At 63.4% G+C, this 22,294-nt stretch carries 20 protein-coding genes; 5 read left to right on the top strand and 15 right to left on the bottom strand.

All coding sequences use genetic code 11. The features are described 5' to 3' along the window. Positions 1 to 44: 44 nt before the first annotated feature. Positions 45 to 521: an Lrp/AsnC family transcriptional regulator gene (locus AC1DVW_RS14130; RefSeq protein WP_107648477.1), complete on the top strand. Its 477-nt coding sequence runs from the start codon at positions 45 to 47 to the stop codon at positions 519 to 521. A 128-nt stretch (positions 522 to 649) separates the two neighbouring features. Here the strand turns inward: AC1DVW_RS14130 and AC1DVW_RS14125 are convergent, their stop codons facing one another. The 8 genes from AC1DVW_RS14125 to AC1DVW_RS14090 all read right to left on the bottom strand — a co-directional run bounded on the left by AC1DVW_RS14125 (position 650) and on the right by AC1DVW_RS14090 (position 9,366). Further along, the gene (locus tag AC1DVW_RS14125; protein WP_477323774.1) at positions 650 to 2,305 is read right to left on the bottom strand and encodes an ABC transporter ATP-binding protein; all 1,656 of its coding nucleotides are present in this window, start codon (positions 2,303 to 2,305) and stop codon (positions 650 to 652) included. Continuing rightward, positions 2,302 to 3,153 carry an ABC transporter permease gene (locus AC1DVW_RS14120; protein WP_477323773.1) on the bottom strand — a complete coding sequence of 284 codons (852 nt, stop codon included), beginning with the start codon at positions 3,151 to 3,153 and terminating at the stop codon, positions 2,302 to 2,304. Before AC1DVW_RS14120 ends, AC1DVW_RS14125 begins: the two co-directional genes overlap by 4 nt. Continuing rightward, positions 3,150 to 4,100 carry an ABC transporter permease gene (locus AC1DVW_RS14115; RefSeq protein WP_477244106.1) on the bottom strand — a complete coding sequence of 317 codons (951 nt, stop codon included), beginning with the start codon at positions 4,098 to 4,100 and terminating at the stop codon, positions 3,150 to 3,152. The genes AC1DVW_RS14120 and AC1DVW_RS14115 overlap by 4 nt, the downstream gene beginning before the upstream one ends. 86 nt (positions 4,101 to 4,186) lie before the next feature. After that, positions 4,187 to 5,797, bottom strand: coding sequence for an ABC transporter substrate-binding protein (locus AC1DVW_RS14110; protein WP_477323772.1), 1,611 nt, complete (start codon positions 5,795 to 5,797; stop codon positions 4,187 to 4,189). Positions 5,798 to 5,861: 64 nt separating this feature from the next. After that, positions 5,862 to 6,554, bottom strand: coding sequence for an HAD-IA family hydrolase (locus AC1DVW_RS14105; RefSeq protein ID WP_477323813.1), 693 nt, complete (start codon positions 6,552 to 6,554; stop codon positions 5,862 to 5,864). Positions 6,555 to 6,821: 267 nt separating this feature from the next. Beyond that, positions 6,822 to 8,195: an aminotransferase class III-fold pyridoxal phosphate-dependent enzyme gene (locus AC1DVW_RS14100; RefSeq protein ID WP_477323770.1), complete on the bottom strand. Its 1,374-nt coding sequence runs from the start codon at positions 8,193 to 8,195 to the stop codon at positions 6,822 to 6,824. Positions 8,196 to 8,205: 10 nt separating this feature from the next. Then, positions 8,206 to 9,045 (bottom strand): GNAT family N-acetyltransferase, encoded by an 840-nt coding sequence (locus AC1DVW_RS14095; RefSeq protein ID WP_477323769.1) that lies wholly within the window; start codon positions 9,043 to 9,045, stop codon positions 8,206 to 8,208. 180 nt (positions 9,046 to 9,225) lie between these two features. Further along, positions 9,226 to 9,366 (bottom strand): hypothetical protein, encoded by a 141-nt coding sequence (locus AC1DVW_RS14090; RefSeq protein ID WP_477277947.1) that lies wholly within the window; start codon positions 9,364 to 9,366, stop codon positions 9,226 to 9,228. Here AC1DVW_RS14090 and AC1DVW_RS14085 point away from each other — a divergent pair. Together AC1DVW_RS14085 and AC1DVW_RS14080 are read left to right on the top strand one after the other, a co-directional pair. Next, on the top strand, positions 9,365 to 10,033 hold the full coding sequence (locus AC1DVW_RS14085; protein WP_477323768.1) for a haloacid dehalogenase type II: 669 nt from the start codon (positions 9,365 to 9,367) through the stop codon (positions 10,031 to 10,033). The genes AC1DVW_RS14090 and AC1DVW_RS14085 overlap by 2 nt on opposite strands. A gap of 16 nt (positions 10,034 to 10,049) precedes the next feature. After that, the gene (locus tag AC1DVW_RS14080; RefSeq protein ID WP_477323766.1) at positions 10,050 to 11,324 is read left to right on the top strand and encodes an NAD(P)/FAD-dependent oxidoreductase; all 1,275 of its coding nucleotides are present in this window, start codon (positions 10,050 to 10,052) and stop codon (positions 11,322 to 11,324) included. Between the two features lie 38 nt (positions 11,325 to 11,362). On the opposite strand, the gene AC1DVW_RS14075 is transcribed toward AC1DVW_RS14080, so the two are convergent. The 6 genes from AC1DVW_RS14075 to argE form a co-directional block, all read right to left on the bottom strand. Next, positions 11,363 to 12,820: an NAD-dependent succinate-semialdehyde dehydrogenase gene (locus AC1DVW_RS14075; RefSeq protein WP_477323765.1), complete on the bottom strand. Its 1,458-nt coding sequence runs from the start codon at positions 12,818 to 12,820 to the stop codon at positions 11,363 to 11,365. A gap of 17 nt (positions 12,821 to 12,837) precedes the next feature. Further along, positions 12,838 to 13,881, bottom strand: coding sequence for a tartrate dehydrogenase (locus AC1DVW_RS14070; protein WP_477244119.1), 1,044 nt, complete (start codon positions 13,879 to 13,881; stop codon positions 12,838 to 12,840). 10 nt (positions 13,882 to 13,891) lie between these two features. Continuing rightward, on the bottom strand, positions 13,892 to 15,355 hold the full coding sequence (locus tag AC1DVW_RS14065) for an aldehyde dehydrogenase family protein (RefSeq protein WP_477323764.1): 1,464 nt from the start codon (positions 15,353 to 15,355) through the stop codon (positions 13,892 to 13,894). A gap of 146 nt (positions 15,356 to 15,501) precedes the next feature. Then, on the bottom strand, positions 15,502 to 15,855 hold the full coding sequence (locus AC1DVW_RS14060) for a cupin domain-containing protein (protein WP_477323762.1): 354 nt from the start codon (positions 15,853 to 15,855) through the stop codon (positions 15,502 to 15,504). Between the two features lie 23 nt (positions 15,856 to 15,878). Next, positions 15,879 to 16,802 carry a 2-hydroxyacid dehydrogenase gene (locus AC1DVW_RS14055; RefSeq protein ID WP_477323761.1) on the bottom strand — a complete coding sequence of 308 codons (924 nt, stop codon included), beginning with the start codon at positions 16,800 to 16,802 and terminating at the stop codon, positions 15,879 to 15,881. Between the two features lie 11 nt (positions 16,803 to 16,813). After that, positions 16,814 to 17,938 (bottom strand): acetylornithine deacetylase, encoded by a 1,125-nt coding sequence (gene argE / locus AC1DVW_RS14050; protein WP_477323760.1) that lies wholly within the window; start codon positions 17,936 to 17,938, stop codon positions 16,814 to 16,816. 241 nt (positions 17,939 to 18,179) lie between these two features. On the opposite strand from argE, the gene AC1DVW_RS14045 reads away from it, so the two are divergent. Continuing rightward, positions 18,180 to 19,082, top strand: a complete 903-nt coding sequence (locus tag AC1DVW_RS14045; RefSeq protein ID WP_477323758.1) for a GNAT family N-acetyltransferase — start codon at positions 18,180 to 18,182, stop codon at positions 19,080 to 19,082. 629 nt (positions 19,083 to 19,711) lie between these two features. Here the strand turns inward: AC1DVW_RS14045 and AC1DVW_RS14040 are convergent. Beyond that, entirely contained in the window at positions 19,712 to 20,389 is a 678-nt protein-coding gene (locus tag AC1DVW_RS14040; RefSeq protein WP_477323757.1) for an HD domain-containing protein, read from the bottom strand. A gap of 903 nt (positions 20,390 to 21,292) precedes the next feature. On the opposite strand from AC1DVW_RS14040, the gene AC1DVW_RS14035 reads away from it, so the two are divergent. Next, positions 21,293 to 22,228 carry a GlxA family transcriptional regulator gene (locus tag AC1DVW_RS14035; protein WP_477323811.1) on the top strand — a complete coding sequence of 312 codons (936 nt, stop codon included), beginning with the start codon at positions 21,293 to 21,295 and terminating at the stop codon, positions 22,226 to 22,228. The last annotated feature ends 66 nt before the right edge of the window (positions 22,229 to 22,294 follow it).

Below are 22,294 nucleotides of genomic sequence, written 5' to 3'. Positions count from 1 at the left end.
AGGGCAGCATTTTGTGCTGCGGCATGCGTTCTTCGGAGACGGCCGTGAAACTGGATCGGATCGACATCAGAATTCTTCACGAATTGCAGAAGAACGGCCGCATCACCAATGTGGAACTGGCCGATCTGGTGCATCTGTCGCCGAGCCCGTGCCTGATGCGGGTCAAGAAACTGCAGTCGGAAGGCTACATCGAAGGCTATTCCGCTCAGATCAATATCGGCAAGCTTGGCCAGACGCTGACTGTGTTCACCGAAATCACCTTGAAGAACCATCGTCAGATTGACTTCGCCCGCTTTCTCGCTGTCGTGGAGAAGATCGAGCAGGTCATCGAATGCCATCTTGTGTCGGGCGGCTACGACTATCTGATGAAATTCGTGACCTCCGGCATTAGTGAGTATCAGACGATCATGGAGCGGCTGACCGACATGGATATCGGCATCGACAAGTATTTCAGCTTCGTGGTGCTGAAATCCCCCATCGTCAAGGCGCACATGCCGCTACCCAGCCTGTTTCCGATGTAGTCAGAGCAATTCCAGGAAAAGTGTGAAGCGGTTTTTCCGGGAAAAGCGCGCAACGCTTTCCCTTTGGAATTGCGGCAGAAAGGAAAGAGATAGAGCGTTTCGCGGTTTCCGTGAAATGGCGAACCGCTCTATCGGTGGCCGTACTGGCTGACGAGTTCGGGGTCGCGGACGAGGCCGTCGAGCCAGGTCGGGTCAAGCTTCGGCACCGAAGAGAACAGAAGCTTGGAATAGGGGTGGGTGGGCGCCGTCAGCTTGTCGGGCGTGATCTGCTCCACCCGCTCGCCATTGTACATGACCATAATCTCGTCGCAGATGGCCTCGACTACGGAGAGGTCGTGGCTGATGAAGATGTAGGAGAGGCCTAGCTCGCGCTGAAGTTCCTTGAGCAACTCGATCACGGCGGACGCCACCACCGTGTCGAGCGCCGAGGTGATTTCGTCGCAGATGATGAGCTTGGGGTCGGCCGCCAGCGCACGCGCGAAGTTCACGCGCTGCTTCTGGCCGCCCGAGAGCTCCGATGGGTGACGATAGCGCAGCGTCTTGGGCAGGCGCACCATGTCGAGCAGTTCGTCGACGCGCTTCGAGCGCGCCTGCCTGTCGAGCCGGTGATAGAAGGCCAGCGGGCGGGAGATGATGTCCTCCACCGGCTTGGCCGGATTGAGCGCGGTATCGGCATATTGGAAAACAATCTGCATCTCGCGCAGTTGGTTCTGGCTGCGTTTCCTGGCGGCACGCTGCAGTTCCTCACCGTCGAAGACGATGTCACCGGCGGCCGCCGGATGGATGCCGGCGATGACGCGCGCCAGCGTCGATTTTCCGCAACCGGATTCGCCGATGATGCCGAGATTGCGCCCTTTCTCGACAACGAGGCTGACAGAATCGACAGCGCGGATAAGTGGCAGTCCGTCATCCCGCACCGCGCCATAGCCGGCTGTCACATTGTCGATACGCAGCAGCTGTTTCGTTCCGGCGTCCGCGTCTGCATGTGCTTGCCGCGGCTTCGGTTCGAAGGCGGCCAGCAGTTCGCGCGTGTAGGGGTGCTGGGCGGCCGAAAGGATTGCCGCCGTGGTGCCGGTCTCCTGCACTTCGCCGCCTTTCAGCACCACGATGCGATCGGCGATCTGGGCGACGACCGCGAGGTCGTGGGAAACATAAACACCCGCTATCCCGCCCGCCCGCATGACCGACTTGAATGCCTTCAGCACGTCGATCTGCGTCGTCACGTCGAGTGCTGTCGTCGGCTCGTCGAAGATCATCAGCTTGGGATCGCCGATGAGCGCCATGGCCGCGGCAAGCCGCTGCAATTGCCCGCCCGAAACCTGGTGCGGATAACGCGCGCCGATCCCTTCCGGATCTGGTAACGACAAGGCCCGGAACAGCTCGACCGCGCGCTGGCGCGCCTGCTCGGGTGGCATCAGCTTGTGGATGCGCGTGACCTCGATGACCTGCTCCATGATCGTGGAGGAGGGGTTGAACGAGGCGGCGGCACTTTGCGGAACATAGGCAATGTCGGTGCCGCGCAGCCTGGCGCGTTCCTTTTCGGAAAGGGCAACCATGTTCTTGCCGTTGACGTTGATTTCGCCGCCGACGATCCGGCAGCCGGGCCGCGCATAGCCCATGAGCGAGAGCGCTACCGTCGTCTTGCCGGAGCCGCTCTCGCCGATCAGGGCAACGATCTCGCCGTCGGCGATGTCGAAGCTGACGCCCTTGATGATTTCGACAAGCCGTCCGGAGTCGGTCTTCGCCTCGATCCTCAGGTTTCTGACCTCGACGAGATTGCTCATGCGTCCCGGTCCCTGATCTTCTGCGGCAGGTTGTCGATCAGCAGGTTGACGCTGATGGTGAGGCTGGCGATTGCCAGCGACGGCACGATGACGGCGGGGGCCGCGAAGGGCAGGGCGCCGATGTTCTCGCGCACCAGCGCGCCCCAGTCGGCGAGCGGAGGCTGGAGGCCGAGCCCCAGGAAGGACAGGCCAGAAAGCAACAGCACGATGAAGACGAAGCGCAGGCCGAAGTCGGCAAGCACCGGGCGGATGATGTTGGGCAGGATCTCGGAGCCGATGAGGTAGACGGTGCTCTCGCCACGGACGCGGGCGACGGTGATGAAGTCCATGGTGTTGATGTTGACGGCGAGCGCGCGCGCGAAGCGGTAAGCGCCGGGGATATAGATGACGGCGAGTGTCAGGATCAGCACCGGGATCGACGAGCCGACCGCGGCGACGACAACAAGGCCGAACAGCTTGCTGGGAATGGAGTTCATGGCGTCCAGGAAGCGGCTGAGGCAGGTGTCGAGCCAGCCACCGGTGACGGCCGCGATCATCCCCAGAACGACACCTGAAAAACAGGCGATGGAGACGGCGGCGAGCGATATGCCGACCGTGTAGCGGGCGCCCATCAGAACCCGCGAGAGCATATCGCGCCCAAGATAGTCCGAGCCGAGCCACAGTCCCTGGCGCATCGGGCCGAAATAGTCGTCGTCGACAATGTCGCCGATCGAATGGGGAATGGCGTAGGGCGCCAGGATCGCGATGAGCGTCCAGGCCAGGATGACCAGTGCGGCCAAGACGCCGACCAGGCTGTAGCTGTGACCCAGGAAGGACCGTCGGGAGGTTGTCGCGCGCGCTATCGTCATCTGAGCCTCGGGTTGGACATGATGGCGACGATGTCGGCTGCGGTGATGAGGAAGAGATAGCCAAGGCAGAAGATCATCGCGCAGCTCTGGATAAGCGGCAGGTCGCGGGTGGCGACGGCATCGACCATCAGCTTGGCGATGCCGGGATAGTTGAAGATCGTCTCGACGATGATGACGCCGCCGACCAGATAGGACAGCGAGAGCGCGACCGCGTTCACTATCGGGCCGAGAGCGTTGGGAAGCGCGTGCCTCAGCACCATGCGGCCGCGCGAGGCGCCTTTCAGAAGCGCCATCTCCACGTAAGGCGTGGAAAGCGTTTCGATCACCGCGGCGCGCGTCATGCGGATCATCTGGGCGGAGATGACGAAGGTGAGCGTGATCACCGGCATTGCATAGATGCGCACGAGGTCAGTCAGCGAATGCGCTTCGTTGACCGAGGACAGCGCCGGCAGCCATTTGAGATAAACGGCGAAGAGCAGGACCGCGAGTGTCGCGACCATGAATTCCGGTACGGAGATGATGCCGATCGACAGGATGGTGACGGTGCGGTCATAGACGGACCCTCGTAGCATGGCGGCGGTGATGCCGAGCGTCAGCGCCAATGGCACCGAGAGCAGCGTAGTGATGCCCGCGAGTTTCATGGTGTTGACCAGGCGTCCGCCGATCAGCGTCGCGACCGGCATCTCATTGGCATAGGAGGTGCCGAGGTCGCCGTGGAGCAGTCCCACAAGCCAGAGCAGAAAGCGCAGGATCGCCGGATCGTTGAGATGCATGGCCTCGCGCAGGCCGGCGACCGCTTCCGGAGTCGCCGCCTGGCCAAGCAGGATCGATGCGGTGTCTCCTGGCAGCATGCTGGTGGCGAAGAAGACAGCGAACAGCACGATCAAAAGCGTGACGGCCGCGATCCCCAGCCGCTTCAGCACGAGGTTGAGAACCCCAGACGTCATGGAAGCGCTCCCTGCGGTTGTTCGGCCAAGCAATCTTGCGCAATGAAGTGCCGGGGGCTGGCTGACCGGCCCCCGGCTGGCTTCTCTCAGGCTTCGAGCCAGAGATATTCCGCCATTGCATAGCCCATCATGCCACCGAGCGGGTTCGCTTCCAAACCCTTCACCTTGCTGGAGAGGGCGTCGACGTTGGAAATGTAGGCCGGGATGATGGTGCCGGCGTCCTCGGAGACCATAGCCTGCATCTGGCCGTAGATCTCCTTGCGCTTGGCCTGGTCGAGCGAGCCGCGCGCCTCGATGAGCATCTTGTCGAACTTCTCGGACTTGTACTGGCTTTCGTTCCACGGCGCGTTGGAAGCGTAGAGGAGCGAGAACAGGATGTCCGGCGTCGGGCGCGGATTGATGTTGCCGAAATGGATTGGCGCCTTGAGCCAGTAATTGTCCCAGTAGCCGTCGGCCGGGACACGCTGGACGTCGAGCTTCATGCCGATATCCGCGCCGGCGGCCTGGATGATCACCGCCATGTCGATCGACGAGGTGGCGGCGTCGGAGGCGATCACCGGGATGGACTGGCCGAGCAGGCCGGCCTTCTGGAAGTGGAACTTCGCCTTGTCCGGGTCGAAAGCCTTCGGCTTGACGTCGGGATTGTGGAAGATATTCGCCGGCGAGACAGGCTGGTCGTTGCCGATTTCGCCGAGGCCGCGCAATGCCGATTTGACGATCTGCTCGCGGTTGACGAGATACTTCATGCCCGCCACGAAGTCGGCCTTGCTGCCCGGATCCATGTCGAGCCGGATGTTGAGGTCGGTGTAGTTGCCCGAAGTCGTCTTCGACAATTCGAAGCCCTGCTGGCCGCCGATGAGCTTCATCGCACGCGGATTGATCGAGGCCGCAAAATTGATGTCGCCGGAAAGCAGGGCGTTGACGCGGGCGCTGTCGTCGCTGATGGCGATGAACTCGAAGGAGTCGAGATAGGGCTTGCCCGACTTCCAGTAGTTCTTGTTCTTGGTGACCACCGAACGCACGCCCGGTTCGAAAGTTTGCAGCACAAAGGCGCCGGTGCCTTTGCCCTTGGAGAAGTCCGTGGTGCCGTCCTGGACGATCATGAAATGGTGCAGCGCCAGGATGGTCGGCAGGTCGGCATTCGGGTCGGCGAGCGTGATTTCCACGGTCGACTTGTCGACCGCCTTGAAGCCGGTCATCTGTGCGGCGATCTTGGCAACCTTGGAGCCGACCGCCGGATCAAGATGACGCTTCAGCGAGAAGACGACGTCGTCGGCCGTGAGGTCCTTGCCGTCGTGGAACGTGACGCCCTTGCGCAGCTTCACGGTCCAGGTCTTGGCGTCCTTGCTGTCGAAGCTCTCGGCGAGCTCCATCTGCGTGACGCCACCCTTGTCGAGGAAAGTCAGGCGGTTGTAGAGCGAGCAGCAGCGGACATAGTCGGTGGAGAGCGACGCCTTTGCCGGATCGAGCGTGTCGGCGGTCGATGACGACCAGCCGGCGGCCTTGAAAGTTCCGCCGGAAACCGGCTCGGCGGCGACGGCATTGGTGGCGCGGCCGAGCACCAGGCTGCCCGCGGCAATCGCGGCGCCGCCGGCCAACAGCATCTTGAGAAGTTCGCGGCGGCTCGCGCCCCGGCGGATGGCGTTTTCGACCATGGCATCGTCTGCGCTGGTCCAGTTCGTGATCTTGTCGGTCATGGTATTCCCCTTTCTGGTTGTTTGGTCGGGATGCTCGTCTTGTCGCGGCTTTCCGGGCTTGGGCTCAGATTCGTTCCTTCAGGCTTTCCCGCACGGCCGCCGCCAATGCGGCCATTGAGGTGAAGTGGTAGTCCGGCGCGGTGAAGCGCTCCGGCTCAATCGTGCCGCCATAGCCCTTCTGGGCGTGCCGGCGTTCGATCCAGCAATTGGTCAAGCCAAGCGCCCGGGATATGCCGATATCGTGATACTGGCTCTGCGCGACGTGCAGGATGTCGTCCTTGCTGTCACCCCGGGAGGCGACGAAATCGAAGATCTTCTGGAAGAACGCCGGATCCGGTTTCTCCGTTCCGGTATCGTCGGCGGTGAAGGTGGCGAAGAAGGGCGATCCGAGCCGCTTCTCGAAATGGTCAAGCGCCCAACGCCGGGCATTAGTCATGGCAATCAGCTTGTGCGATTTCGCAAGCTCGGCCAATGCCGCAGCGCTGTCGGGGAAACCTTGCCAGGCGCTGGCGGAGTCGCGTAGGCGCACGCCATATTTCTCCTCGACCGGCAGGCCGAGTTGCGGCGCGATGACCATGTAGACACGTACGAGATCGTCGGGGAACAGGCCCGCATCGGGCATGTAGCGGGCCTGCCGATACAGGGCCAGCGCGGCTTCGCCATCGACGGAAACGCCAGCGTCGGCGGCAATCCCGGCCAAGCAGGTCGTGATGCCACCTTCGAAGTCAATCAGCGTGCCGACGACGTCGAAGGTCATGTATTTGAATTCGCTAAAGCCCCTGGCCAAGACTGGCTCTCCTCTGCGCGCGGCCGAATTGCATGGTGCTGAACAGAACAAAATTCCGTGCTGTCCGGGGCATCGGCCTTTTCAAAAACCCGGAAGTTCGGGGCTTCTGGCCTTGTCTTATGAGCAGTCTGGCACTTCCCCCGCGCTGGATTCGCCGAAAAGGCGCTGGGCTGCGGCACAAAATTGCGAAATCGTCTGCCCCGGCGCTATTTCGAAACACGTGGTATTTGCCGCCCGTCATGCCAGGGCCTGGCGGACGTCGGCATCGTCCAGCGTCTGGTCGAGCGTCCGGCGCGTGCGCTCGATGATCGCGTCGATGTCGTCGTCGGTGCAGCAGAGCGGAGGAGCGTAGCCGATAACCCCGTTGGCAAAGGCTCGAATGATCAGGCCATTGTCCCACGCCCTGTCGAAGACGCGCCGCGCCGGCATGGCCGATGCGGGAAGCGGTGTCTTCTTCTTTTTGTCGACCACCAGTTCAATCGCGGCAAGCATCCCGCGACCGCGAACATCGCCGACGAGCGGGTGATCGCTGAGGCCTTCCAATCCCGCCATCAGGCGAGCGCCGGCCTTGATGCCATTCTCCAGCAGGCCGCCTTCATAGAGCTTCAACACCTCGAGCGCGACGGCGGCGCTGACGGGATGGGCGGAATAGGTGTAGCCGTGGCCGACCGCCGAAGCGCCAGCGCCATCGGCGATGACGTTGTAGACATGATCAGACATGAATACGGCGCCCATAGGAACATAGCCCGAGGTCAGCCCCTTCGCGGTCGTCATGAAGTCGGGAACGATGTCCTCCTCCGTGCAGGCGAACAGAGGTCCCGTGCGACCGAAGCCGGTGATCACCTCGTCGGCGATGAACAGGATGCCGTACTTCCGGCAGAGTTCGCGTATCGCCTTGATCCAGCCCTTCGGCGGGACAATGACGCCGCCCGAGCCCTGGATCGGCTCGGCATAGAAGGCCGCGACCCGCTCCGGTCCAATCTCCTCGATCTTGGCCTTCAGCGCCGCGAGCGATGCGGCGATGATCGCGTTCGCGTCCTCGCCCACCGGGTTGCGATAGGGATAGGGGGAGGGGATCTTGTGCTGCCATTCGAAAGGAATGCCGAAACCGGCGTGAAAGGCGGGCAATGCGGTCAGGCCAGCGCCGACCACCGATGACCCGTGATAACCCAGCTCGATGGAAATGAACTGGTCGCGCTTCGGCTCGCCCCTGGCATTCCAGTAGTAGCGGACGAAACGGATCGTGCTGTCGACCGCGTCCGACCCGCCGAGCGTGAAATAGACGTGATTGAGATCCCCGGGCGCGCGCTCAGCCAATTCCGAGGCGAGGCGGATGGCCGGCTCCGAGCCGAGGTCGAAATAGGCGGTGGCGTAGGGAAGCTCGCGCATCTGCCGGGCCGCCGCCTCGACGATGCTGTCATGGCCGTAGCCGGCATTGACGCACCACAGCCCCGCAAAACCGTCAACGAGTTGCTTGCCGGACGCATCGGTCACGGTCGCGCCCTTCGCCGATTTCAAGACGCGCACGCCGAGCGCCTCATGGCCGCGATATGATGAGACCGGATGGATGAGATGGGCGCGGTCGAGTTCGATCAGGGAATTGGCGAGCATTGTTGTCCTCCTAGCCGAGCGCCTGGTTGGCGAGGGCGTAAACTTTTGGCCTGGCCTGTTCCGCGCCGTTCTTGGGTGGACGGTCCATGGCCACGCCGCCGCCGACATGGGCAAGGCCGATTTCCTCGAGCCAACCGGCAAGGCCAGTCCTGCTGTCGGTGTCCACGCGCAGGAAAGCACCGCGGCGCGGCGCGGCGAAGAAGGCGATCAGGTCTTTGGCGGAGTCGGCGCTTCCCGCGATGACCGGTCCGATCACCTCGCCGCGTCCAAACGGGCGGATCGCGGCATAGGCCTCGATGGTGCCGTTGCGGCGGATAACGGCGAATTGGCCGCGTTCGGCCAGCGCATCGATCAGGGCTTCCCGGTCGGCGCCATAGGCGTCGCGGTCCAGCGTCTTGATGTCAGGCAGATCGCCGGCGCCTGCTGCTTCCACGCCATCGGGTGCGCCGAGCGCTGCAACCGTACCTTGATGCTGCCGGATCGTGCCGGAGGATACAAAGCCGAGCTTCTCATAGAGAGGCATGCCGTCAGTCGTCGCGACGAGCCGCAGCGGACGGTCGCCGGCAAGGGCGAGGGCCTGATCCATGAGCCGGCGCCCGAGCCCCTTGCCACGCACGTTCCTGTCGACGATCACCATGTTGATCATGGCGCAATCCGTGCCGTAGGGCGTCACCAGGATGGTTCCGGTGACACGACCCTGGTCGTCGAGCGCGACCACGCCCCTGGAGAGCCGCAGCRCCATCTGCCAGTCCTGCCGGCGATGCGGCCAATTCTCCTGGCGAGAAAGCGCCACTGCTCCCTCGATATGGTCCGGCCCGAAGTCCTGAATCTCGATCTCGCCCTGGTGCATGAGGCATCCTTCCGTCTGCCCTCAAGTCTCGACCATTGGCGCGTCGCAAATCGTCTGAAGGCTTCGGCTTCGGCGGTATCTTTCGCCGTAGCGCGAGGGGTACGCCGCATCTTGTGCTGGCGCCCGCCACGGCGGACGCGCGTCACGTCACGCGCGGCGTCGCGTTCGACACACCAGATGCTACAGCGTGCCAAACCGGATGGTGGATACGGAACTTTCTGCTTTCGGGAGGGCGATTTCGGTCAGGTGGGTCGCCGTCACCCGTCCTATGATGAAATACATCCCAACGCGAATGTGGTTCCACTGGAGATCGACGGACATGGCTTCTTTCAGGCCCAAATACATCACCTTCGACTGCTATGGCACGTTGACCAATTTCCAGATGGCGGAAGTGGCGCGAGACCTTTACGGCAGCCGGCTCGACGAACCGCGTATGAAGGAGTTCATCAAGAACTTCGCCGCCTATCGGCTCGACGAGATCATGGGTGACTGGAAGCCTTATGCCGACGTTGTCCACAACGCGCTCGAACGGGCCTGCAAGCGCAATGGTGTTGCCTTCAGCCCTGACGACGCCAGGTTGGTTTATGAACGTGTCCCGACCTGGGGCCCCCATGCAGATGTTCCGGCCGGCCTGGCGAAGGTGGCCAAGGAAATTCCGCTGGTCATCCTGTCCAACGCCATGAACGCGCAGATCATGTCCAATGTCGAGAAGCTCGGCGCGCCGTTCCATGCCGTTTATACGGCCGAGCAGGCGCAGGCCTACAAGCCCCGGTTCAAGGGGTTCGAATACATGCTCGACATGCTGGGTTGCGGCCCGGAAGATATTCTTCACTGCTCGTCCTCCTTCCGCTACGACCTGATGTCGGCACACGATCTCGGCATCAAGAACAAGGTCTGGGTCAATCGCGGCCACGAACCGGCCAACCCGTACTATGGCTATGTCGAGATACCGGACATTTCCGGTCTCCCGGGCGTGGTCGGGCTTTGAAACAGGCGGATCGTCGATGAAACTGGTCTCCTACTGGCACGACACTGCCCCTGTTTTTACCGGCGGGGCGCCAGGCCCGGTCGAGGGGCACTATAACGCCGTCATCGTCGGTGGCGGCTTCACTGGTCTCGCCGCGGCGCGCCAACTGGCGAAGGCCGGCGCGAAGGTGGCGGTGCTGGAGGCGGAGTGGGTGGGCTGGGGCGCATCCGGTCGCAATGGCGGGCACCTGAACAACGGCCTCGCCCACAGCTACCTCTCTGCCAAGGCGGAGCTCGGCAAGGAACGCGCGATCGCGCTCTACCGCGCGCTCGACGACTCCGTCGACACCATAGAGGCGCTGGTTGCCGAAGAGGGCATCGACTGCAATTTCCGCCGCGCCGGCAAGCTGAAGCTCGCCTCCAAGCCGCAGCATTTCGAAGCGATCGCCCGCAACTTCGAAGCCCTCCATGCGGAAGTGGATCCGGATACGGCACTGCTGTCGGCGGCCGACCTCAAATCCGAGATCGGCTCGCCCTTCCATGGCGCGATGCTGTCGAAGAAGAGCGCCATGATGCATATGGGCCGCTATGTGGCAGGCTTGGCCACGGCCGCCGCCCGCCACGGCGCCATCATCCACGAGAACGCGGCGGTCACCGACCGCAAGCAGGTCGGCAGCAGGCATGAGCTGACGACCTCCCGTGGCCGGATCAGCGCCGACAATGTGCTGGTGGCGACCGGCGCCTATACCACGCCGAATTTCGGCTATTTTCGCCGCAGGATCATCTCCGTCGGCAGCTTCATCATCGCCACGCGGCCATTGGGTGACGCCGAGATCGCCGCGACCATGCCCGGCAACCGGACATGCGTGACCTCGATGAACATCGGCAACTACTTCCGGCTTTCACCGGACAACCGGCTGATCTTCGGCGGTCGCGCACGCTTCTCGGCGACATCGGACCAGCGCTCCGATGCCAGGAGCGGACAGATATTGCAGGCCGGCCTCGCTGCGATCTTCCCGCAGCTCGCCAAGGTCGAGATCGACTATTGCTGGGGTGGGCTGGTCGACATGACCAAGGACCGTTTTCCGCGGGCCGGCTACCAAGACGGTGTCTGGTACGCGATGGGCTATTCCGGCCACGGCGCGCAGCTTTCCACGCATCTCGGCATGATCCTGGCCGACGCGATGCTCGGCCGCGAAGACCGCAATCCGATGAAGGGACTCGAGTGGCCTTCCATTCCCGGCTATTCCGGCAAGCCCTGGTTCCTGCCGATGGTCGGCCTCTACTACAAGGCGCTCGACCGGATTCAGTGATCGTCGATCCAGCCGGCTCGGGCTTCAGCCAAATTGCCTCAGCTAAGCCCGCCCATGTGGAAGCTCTTCATCTCGAGATATTCCTCGATGCCGGCCTGCGCGCCCTCACGGCCGAGGCCGGACTGCTTGACGCCGCCGAAGGGGGCCACTTCCATCGAGACCGAGCCGGTGTTGAGCCCCACCATGCCGAACTCCAGCGCCTCGCCGACGCGCCAGGCGCGTTTCAGGTTCTCGGTGTAGAAGTAGGAAGCAAGCCCGTAGGGCGTACAGTTGGCGAGCGTGATCGCCTCCTCTTCCGTCTCGAACCGGAAAAGCGGCGCGACCGGGCCGAAGGTTTCCTCGGCGGCGAGCTGCATGTCCTTTGTGGCGCCGGTCAGCACCAGCGGCGCCACATACTGAGGACCGTCGGGCAATGCCGGCCTCGTTGTGATGATCGAAGCACCCTTGGCGAGCGCGTCCTCGACGTGGCGGTTGATCTTTTCGACCGCCGCCATGTTGATCATCGGCCCGATGGCGACGCCGGGCTGGGTGCCTGGCCCCACCGTCATGGCGTTGACTCGAGCAGTGAGCTTCGCAGCGAATGCGTCATAGACCCCAGCCTGGACAAGAATTCGGTTGGCGCAGACGCAGGTCTGGCCCCCATTGCGGAACTTCGAGACAAGCGCGCCCTCGACGGCGAGATCGAGATCGGCGTCGTCGAAGACGATGAGGGGCGCGTTGCCGCCGAGTTCGAGGCTGAGCCGCTTCACGCTGTCGGCCGCGCCGCGCATCAGCAGCGAACCGACCCGCGTCGAGCCGGTGAAGGAGATCTTGCGAACGGTCTCGTTCGCCATGATCTCGTTGCCGATTTCGGCCGGCATGCCGGTGACGATGTTGATGACGCCGGCGGGGATGCCTGCCCGTTCGGCAAGCACGCCGAGTGCCAGCGCCGAATAGGGCGTGAATTCGGATGGCTTGATCACCACCGTGCAGCCGGCGGCCAGCGCCGGCGCGACCTTGCGGGTGATCATCGCGTTGGGGAAATTCCACGGCGTGATGATGCCGCACACCCCGACCGGCTCCTTCAGCACGATGATGCGCCGGTCCGGCGTCGGCGAGGGGATTGTGTGGCCATTGATCCGGCGCGCTTCCTCGGCGAACCATTTGACGAAGGACGCGCCGTAGCGGATTTCGCCTTTGGCCTCGTCCAGCGGCTTGCCCTGTTCGGTCGTCAGGATCAGGGCGAGATCGTCCAGATGCGCGAGCATCAGACCATGCCAGGCCTCCAGCAGGCCAGCGCGCTCGGCGTTGGTCTTCTTCTTCCAGCCAGCATAAGCGGACGCCGCTGCCTCGATGGCGGCCTGGGTCTCCGGACCGGCCATATCGGGCACCGTGCCGATCGTCGTCTGGGTCGCCGGATCGACGACATCGACCGTCTTTCCGGAAGCGGCCGCGACCCATTTGCCGCCGATCAGGCCGGCTTCGCGGAAGAGGTTTTTGTCTTTCAGGTTTTTCATCGAAAACGACCTTGCAATCAGGAGAGGGCTGCGACGACGGCGGCCGTGATGGCCTCCGTTCTGTCTTTGCCCGGAGTGGTTCCAATGCCGCGCGCGGTTGTCGCTTCGACCGCTTGCATGACCCGGCCGGCGGCGGCCGCTTCGCCGAGATGGTCGAGCATCATGGCGCCGGACCATATGGTGGCGATCGGATTGGCGATGCCGAGATGGGCGATGTCGGGCGCGGAGCCGTGCACAGGCTCGAACATGGACGGCGCCGAGCGGTCGGGATTGATATTGGCGGAGGCAGCGTAGCCGAGCCCACCCTGGATCGCCGCGCCGATGTCGGTCAGTATGTCGCCGAACAGGTTGGAGGCGACGACCACGTCGAGGCTCTCCGGTGCCATGATCATGCGCGCGGCGAGCGCATCAACATGATAGCTCGTCACTTCGACGTCCGGATACTCCGCGGCCAGCTTTCGCGTGATGTCGTCCCAGAACACCATCGAATATTTCTGCGCGTTTGACTTGGTGACCGAGGCCAGCTTGCGTCGACGCGACCGCGCCTGCTCGAAGCCGAAGCGCAGGATGCGCTCGACGCCGGCACGGGTGAAGATCGAGGTCTCCACTGCGACCTCGTCCAGTGTGCCTTGATGCACGCGCCCGCCGGCGCCCGAATATTCGCCTTCGGTGTTCTCGCGGATGCAGAGGATGTCGAAGTTTTCCGCACGCAACGGGCCGGTGACCCCCGGCAGCAGGCGGTGCGGTCTTATGTTGGCATATTGCACGAACGCCTTGCGGATCGGCAGCAGCAGGCCGTGCAGCGAGACCGAATCCGGCACTTCCGCCGGCCAGCCGACGGCGCCGAAAAGAATGGCGTCGAAGCCGCGCAAGGTGTCGATGCCGTCTTCCGGCATCATGCGGCCGGTCTCCTTGAAGAAGCGGCAGGACCAGGGGAGCTCGGTGCCCGTCAGGGCAAAGCCGAAGGTCTTGGCCGTGGTTTCCAGCACCGTCCAGGCGGCGGCGGTCACATCGCGGCCGATGCCGTCACCGGGGATCAAAGCGATCGAGTAGGACTTCATCGGCATCTCTCTAGAGGCTGATCAGGACGCTCTTGGTCCTGCGGTTGGCGAGATAGGCGTCACGGCCGAGATCCTTGCCGATGCCGGAGCGCTTGTAGCCACCGGTCGGCAGGATATGGTCGCGCGAGCGGCTGTAGCGGTTGACCCAGACGGTGCCCGCTTCGAGCCTGCGTGCCAGGCGGATGGCACGGGACAGATCGGAGGTGAACAGGCCGGAAGCCAGCCCGTAGGTCGGATGGCAGGACAGCGCCAGCGCCTCTTCCTCGGTCTCGAAGGTCTGGATGGTCAGGACCGGGCCGAAGATTTCCTCGACGATCGCCGGGTTGGCCTGGTCGACATTGGCGATCAGTGTCGGCTCGTAGAAATAGCCGGGGCTGTCCATGGCGGCGCCGCCGGTCAGGCATTCGCCGCCGGCCTGGATCGCGGTCCGCACGATGCTATCGACGCGCGCCCGCTGCCGTTCCGAGATGATCGGCGAATAGTGGGTTGCCTCATCCCAGGTCGGGCCGGGCCGCACCGCCTTCATCTTCTCCAGGATGGCGGCCGTCAGCCTGTCGGCTACGTTCCTCTCGACGATCAGGCGCGTGCCGGCGACGCAGGCCTGGCCGGCGTTGAAGGTGACGCTGCCGGCGATGGCTGTCGCCGCCTTGTCCAGGTCGGCATCGGCAAAGACGATCTGGGGGCTTTTGCCGCCGAGTTCCAGCGTGATCGGTTTGACGCCGGTGCGGGCGACGTTCTCCATGATGGCCGAGCCGGCGCGGGTCGAGCCGGTGAAGCTGACCTTGGCGATCTCGGGATGACCGGTCAGCGCCGTACCGGTCGTCGGACCGTCGCCGAGCACCACGTTGATAAGCCCGGCCGGCAGGCCAGCCCTGACGGCGAGCTCTGCCATATAGACGGCCGAGAAGGGTGTCATTTCCGACGGCTTCAGCACCACCGCATTGCCCGCGGCCAGCGCCGGACCGAGCTTCCATCCGGCCATAGAGATGGGAAAATTCCAGGGCGTGATCGCGCCGACCACGCCATAGGGCTCGCTCATGATCATGCCGAGACTGGCGTCATCGGTCGGCACCAGTTCGCTGCCTTCCTTGTCGGCGAATTCGGCAAAGAAGCGGATCTGCTCGGCGGTTATGGCAATGTCGCCAGCGACGAGCTGGCCGACGGGCCGCGTCGAGCACAGCGCCTCGATTTTTGCCAGCGTTTCGGCTTCCGCCTCGATCAGGTCGGCCCAGGCCTGGAGTGTCCTGGTGCGCTCGCGTGGACGGACGCCGCCCCAGTTGCTGGCCTTCAACGCCGCCTTGGCGCTCTCCACCGCACGGTCGACCATATCGAGGTCGGCGACGGGGCTGGCGGCGTATGCCTTGCCATCCGAGGGTCGGCGCATCTCGATCGCACCCTCGGCCGCGACCAGCTCTCCGTCAATGAAATGGCCGACGGGAAGGGAGACGGTATCCGGATCGAAGCTCAACGTCATAGGCGACCACCTTGCAGCATTCTGTGGGAGCCTAGCGCGAGCAGGAGCGCAGCATGCACCGTTCGACGATCAGTCGCGGATGATTGTTGCGTGCTGGCGATGAGGGACGGCAAAATCTGTTGCGGGGCCAGCACCTCGCTCGGGCGTTACCCTACCGTGACGTAGATCTTACGCACCGTTTCAATGGTCCTCCAGACACCGGTGAAGCCAGGCTTCATCACGAAGCTGTCGCCGGCGCGGTAGGTCACCGCCTCGCCGTCATCGGGCGTGATTTCAATCACGCCGGTGAGGATATGGCAGAACTCGAAAGTCTCCCCCTTGATCGAGCGCGTCTCGCCGGGCGTCGCTTCCCAGACGCCGGTATGGACGAGATCGCCCTTGGCCGCGTCCTGCGCCCAGGTCTTGAAAGCGGGGTTGCCGGCAATCAGCCGTTCGGGCAGCGCCCGGGATTCACGCGGCGGGAAGGCAGGGCTGGTATCGACGGTCTTGAGCAGGGACAAGGGATGGCCTTTCAGGTTGGATTTCAATAACCGCGCGACCGGTCGACGAGCCCGATGGGGTCGAGCCCGGCGCGGTGGCGTCGGATGTTTTCGATGACGGCGCGCGCAGCGGTCGCGGGCTGGGTGACGCTGGCGACATGCGGAGTAAGGATGATCTTCGGATGCGGCCAGAACGGATGGCCCGCAGGCAGCGGTTCGGGATCCGTCACGTCGATCATCGCCGCCGAAAGGTGGCCGCGGTCGAGCGCGGCGACAAGCGCCTCGTGGTCGAGCTGCGGCCCCCGGCCCGTGTGAACGAGCGCTGCGCCCTGGGGAAGCTTCGCGAACAGGGCGGCATCGAGGAAACCGCGCGTTTCCTCCGTCAGTGGCAGCAGGCAGACCAGTATGTCGCTGGCCACGAGCATCTCCTCCAGTCCAGGTTCGCCATGATGACAGGTCACGCCTTCGATCTGCCGCGGCGAGCGGCTCCAGCCGGCGAGCGGAAAGCCGAAGGGCTTCAGGCGATCGAGGACGGCCTGGCCGAGTTGCCCGAGGCCGAGCACGCCGATCCGGCGCGACCCGGCCTGCAGCTGTGAGATGTCGCGCCATTCGCCGGCGCGCTGCTGCGCCAGATAGGCAGGCAGGTTGCGATGCAGGGCGAGCACCGCAAGCGTCACATATTCCTGCATCATGCGCATGATGCCCTCCTCGATCGTCCGCACGATCTTCACCTTCGTGGGCACCGCATCGAAACGAAACTGGTCCACGCCCGCGCCCAGGGAAAACAGGATTTCCAGGTTCCGGTAGCGCGCGAGGTCTTCTGGTGCAGTCCAGGAAATGAGATAACGCACCGCGTCCGGATCGACCGTTGCGGCATCCATCGTGAAGGGGACGTCCGGCAGTTCTCTAGCGAAGGCTTCGCCGAAGATCGCCCCGCGCCGCGCATCGGAATTGAACAGGAATGTCATTCCGGTTCCCCTTAAGCCGCGCAGCGGGCGCCCAGCGCCTCGGTCAGTCGCTGGCAGGCGATGAGTTCGTCGGTGAGAATGTACTCATCCGGCTTGTGGGCGCGGCCGATGTCGCCGGGGCCGCAGATGATCGCGTCGAAGCCGGCGGCCTGATAGAGCCCCGCCTCGGTACCGTAGCTGACGGCGGCGATCGGCGTTTCGCCGGTCAGCTCTTGTAGCAGCGCCGCCACCGGCGCGTCCTGTGCCAGCGACAGCGCCGGATAGGCGCTGAGCGGCATCCATTCGACCCGAAAGCCGTCGGCCTCACAGGCCTCTGCCTTCGCCCTTACCGGTGCAAGCAGGCTGGCCGGGTCGACGCCCGGAATGGCGCGCGCCTCCAGCTCCAGCGTGCAGCTGTCGGGAATGATGTTGACCGACTGTCCGCCCTTGATCACGCCAGCCTGCAGCGAGGAATAGGGCGGCTCGAAGGCTGGGTCGAACGGGCCATGCGTCAGCCGCTCGGCTTCGCTGACGACCGCAGCCAGCGTTCTGGCCATGGCGTGGACGGCGTTGAGGCCGAGGTCGGGTCGCGAGGAATGGCCGGAGCGGCCCTGGATCGTCACGCGGGCGGCCGCCTTGCCCTTGTGGCCGCGCACGGCGCGCAGGCCGCTCGGCTCGCCGACGATTACGCCGAGCGGTTTTGCGCAAAGGTCGGGGAGGCGGGCGATCAGATGCGGCACGCCGCGGCATCCTACTTCCTCGTCATAGGAGAAGGCGAAGTGGATTGGCCTGGCAAGACGCAGCTTCGCCAGCGTGGGCACGGCCGCGAGCACCGCGGCCAGAAACCCCTTCATGTCCGTGGTGCCGCGTCCATAGAGCCGCTCGCCCTCCCGGCGCAGCGCAAAAGGGGCCGAGCTCCACTGCGGTTCGCCGGCGGGGACGACGTCCATGTGGCCGGACAGGATGTAGCCCGGGACATCGGCAGGGCCGATCGTCGCGAAAAGATTGGAACGGTCGCCTTCCGGCCCCGGCAGCACCGTGACCTGCGCGCAGTACCCCGCGAGATAGGCCTCGATCCAGCCAGTGATATCACCATTCGGCTTGCCGGCCACCGATGGGAAGGCGACGAGACGGTCGAGGATGTCGAAGACGTCCATTCCAGCCCTCAAGGCATATCGGGATCGCCGGGATCGATGCCGACGATTGTGTGCTGCTACATTTCCGCGGAGAATGTCTGCGTTCTCCCGCGATTGCGTGCCGAAAGCGGAAATGTTTCAGTTGAATCTTGCGTTGGCAGGGGGCTTTCGAGCAAATCGTACGGGCCTGTTTGTTTAGCGTTGGTGGACAAAGGGCGGCTGCGGCGTGTCGCCGGTCAATTTGCGGGGATATTTCAGAGGCATGGACTTGAAGCCGCCCGGAAACTTGAAAATCGACACCTTCTCGATGCGTATCGGCGACATCGAAGGCGTTGAGCTGGACCGGTTGCACGCACTCTCGCTCTCCGTGGGATGGCCGCATCGCGCCGAGGATTGGCAATTCCTGCGTGAATCGGGAGAGGGGTTCGTAGCGCTCGACGATATCGGCCGGGTCCTGGGTTCCGCTATGTGGTTCGCGCATGGTGCCGATTTCGCCACCGTGGGGATGGTCATCACATCGCCGCGACTCCAGACGCTGGGAGCGGGGCAATGGCTGATGAAGCGGGTCTTCGACAAGGTCGTCGGCCGCGACTTGCGCCTTAATGCAACGCGCGCGGCAAGGCGGCTCTATCTCTCGCTCGACTTCCAGCCCGAGAAGACCGTTTATCAATGCCAGGGTATCGCCCGGATGCCGACGATGGCCAGGCCGGCCGATATTCGAGGCGATGTCCGGACTTTGGACGCAAGGGATATTCCCGCAGCAATCGCGCTCGACGCGGCAGGATTTGGCGTGAGGCGGGCGGCGCTCATCGAAAGGCTTTTCGCGCACTCGGCCGGATATGGTCTTTTCAAGGATGACAAGCTGAACGCGTTCGCGCTCTGTCGGCCCTTCGGGCGGGGCCATGTCGTGGGGCCGGTCGTGGCGGAAAGCGACGCCGACGCCGTGGCGATCGTGCGGCCGCACGTGGCCGACCATTCGGGGTCTTTCCTGCGCATCGACACTCACTTGGACAATGGCGAGTTCGCCGCCTTTCTGTCGCACAGCGGAATGCCGGTTTTCGACACGGTGCTCACCATGTCGATGGGCAAGCCCCTCAACGATTTTGCCGTCGGCGGTGCAACCACACCGGTGACCTATGCGCTTGCCAGTCAAACTCTAGGGTAATTGAGTCGAGGCAGGCGTTGCTGTTCAGGCCTTCACACGCATTCTTGTGGCGCTAGGAGAACTAACGTCCAAAAGTACGGTTTCTGCAGCTATACTGGACCAAACGCAGCAGACCAAAGTGGATTGTCCCAGCCTTCGAAGTTACCCAAGGCAGGCGCGCATCAATGTGGCGCATATCTAGCCAAGTTTTGACGATGAAAGCGTCGCGGAACCATACGGAACGATACGGGAAGACTTCTGATTTTGGCCCACGAAAAAGCCAATGAAATCAACGATCTTATTACCCCCTCCGGGCCCACCAACATTTTAACCGTTTGATTTCACTATATTTTATGACTCATTTCGACGCCGCCTTTTGGCCTCGAACCCCGTCGGTCCCTGAGAATCGGTCACTCAGTATACAAGGCGGGGGTTCGTGATCGATAGCGCGCGGGGCTTGCGTCGCTTGGCGAGGCGGCGACGCGTTCGGCGCGCCATGTCCTGGCGGAACCGGAAATTGTGACCCGAAGCAGACATCTCTTGGCCGGCAGTGTGTACAACCGCTCGTCAGGACGCGAATTCTTCTACCTTGGCCGCAAATGCACTTCTTCGGGCTGCCGGGCATGGACATCGTGCCACAGTTGTACCGGCTACTCGGCAAAAGGCGATTCACGCAGGAAGTCGACCGACAAACGGCCGCGCGTATATCCTGGAACATATTTCAAAGCGAAGTCGGCGATGAAATTGTCCCTCGTCGTATTTGCATGGTTTCTCGCAATGTCACAAAGGCAAGTCGTCAGATGGTTCTTCATGCCAAGGCGAGGATAGACTGACAAGATCGCGTCCTTGTTGTCGTCGCTCAATTCATCATACCCGGCGCCGCCATAATCACACCCGATACCAGTCAGGCAGCATGCGACGTCGATCCCCTTGTGTCGGGCAATCGATCCGGTGGTGTGTAAGGCGATCGCGTCCCATATTGTGTCCGCGCGCCGCTCTCCCATCTCGTGGGAGAGGGCGAAGGCGCGGCCAGCGTCCGCTCCGACAACCTCGAAGCGACGGTCTGGAGCGCCGCCACGCGCAAGGCCGAGATCATGCAAAAGCACCGCGACGGCAACCAGTTCCGCGTCCGGGGTGAGCGCACGTTTCTGGGTGAGCTTCGCGCCATAGAGCCAGGAACGTACCACATGATTGAGGAGCCAAGGCGGCGACTCGGTCTGCGCAGCCTCGTAGGCATCCCGGACGGCGCGACTGTCGGGCAGGGTAAGATCCAATGCCCGACCGACTGCCAGCGCATCAAAGAAGTTTGGCTTGTCGCAGTCGCTCATCTCGCGCTCCACGCGTTTCGCGGACACGTGTGGTTCGTCCCCGTTGGCTGAAGAGATTGGCATCGCGATGCCCAGACCAAGGATGCGGCGCCTTGCGATCCTGTAGCGATAACAAAGGCGTGAAGCCCGCACATGTCTGTCACCTCACGTTTGGCGGGCAGCCACCCAGCCTTCGAGACGTGCCCGCCGTTGCGCTCGGTTCGTCGCGTTGCGCGCGTTCACAGCTTCCAGAATTTCAGGCGACGCCGTATCCGGGCGACCCGCATTGAAGGGCGGTTGGGGCGCGTACTCCAGACCAAGCTGCACCATTTCGGCTACTCGTTGGCCGCTCAGTTCGGCGATGAGGGCCAGAACGAAATCGATGCCTGCTGTGACGCCGCCCCCGGACAGAATATTGCCGTCCCGGACGATGCGGCTGTCGTCGACGATGGCACCGAAGAGCGGCAGCAGTTCTCGCCACGCCCAATGGCAAGCCGCCCGGCGGCCTACAAGGAAGCCGGCAGCTCCGAGGATGAGCGAGCCCGAGCATACAGACGTCAGATAGCGAGCGGACGTCCCCAGCCGGATGATCTCGTTCAGGTAGAGCTAGTTTTCGATAGCAGCGAGGCAACCACCGCCGCCTGGCACCAGAAGGACGTCACAGGACTCGATGGCGGCAAGGTCCTCCAGGTCAGAGAAGGTGAGACGGTCCGCCGTGATCGATTGGCCGCCCAGCGACACCACCCGGACGTCCAGGTCGGGCGTGCGCGAAAGAAATTGGTGCGGACCGGTGAAGTCCAGTTGGGTGACGCCGTCGTACACCGGCATCACCACACTGATTTGCTGTGGCATCGCTTACCTCCTGTAGCAAAAATACGTGAAAGGGTGTTTGACCTAAACGTCAAACTTCCCTATCATTCGGCCATGAATACGCTCGGCTTCTACATTTCTCCAGGATTTCAGATGCTCGACCTGGCTGGTCCGGCCGGCGCGTTCGAGGCGGCAAATGGCGAGATCGGAGGTCCGGCCTACGAGGTCCATATCGTGGCGGCCGGCGTTGGGGCTGTCGCCAGCAGCCTTGGCATCTCCACGACTGCTGCAGCACTCGACGACGGCATGTTCGATACTTTGATCGTTATCGGGGGACGGATCGACCCGACGCTCCCCGCTGAGGCTTTGAACGGAATAGTCGAGGCTGCGGGTCGGTCCCGCCGCGTTGCGAGCGTCTGCACCGGGGCATTCACGCTGGCGGCGGCTGGGTTGTTGGACCGGCGCCGAGCGACAACCCACTGGCGACATGCCGCCCGGCTCCAGCGCGATTATCCCGCCATTCGCGTCGAGGCCGACCACATCTTCTGCAGGGACGGCAATGTTTGGACGTCGGCGGGCATCACTGCCGGCATCGATCTCGCGTTGGCTCTCATCGAGGAAGATCACGGCTTCGCCATCGCCAAAGCCGTGGCCCAGCATCTGGTTGTCTACCACCGTCGCCATGGCGGACAGTCGCAATTCGCCACGTCGATCGATCTTGCGCCAAAGAGCGATCGGATCACCGCTGCCCTTGGCCACGCACGAGATCACATTGCCGAGGAACTTCCGGTCGAGCGGCTGGCTGAGGCGGCTGGTATGAGCCTGCGCCAGTTCAGCCGGACATTCCGAGCGCAAACCGGCACCACGCCTGCGCGTGTCGTGGAACGGCTTCGAGCGGATTTGGCGAGAGGCCGCATAGAGGCGACAGCCGAACCTGTCGAACGCATCGCGGAGGCAGTGGGCTTTGGCGACGCCGAGAACATGAGGCGGGCATTTATCCGGATCTACGGGCGACCGCCCCAATCGATCAGGCGGGCCGCTCGGATCTGAGCTTGAGCGTGTCGTAGCACAACCGCCCGAGTGCGTGGAGAAGCGCCACGACCAGGCGTCCAAACT

This window comes from Mesorhizobium sp. P3_B5 (assembly GCF_056402815.1).
The sequence above is the reverse complement of the archived record's forward strand: the minus strand, read 5'-3'. Positions and strand labels throughout refer to the sequence as shown.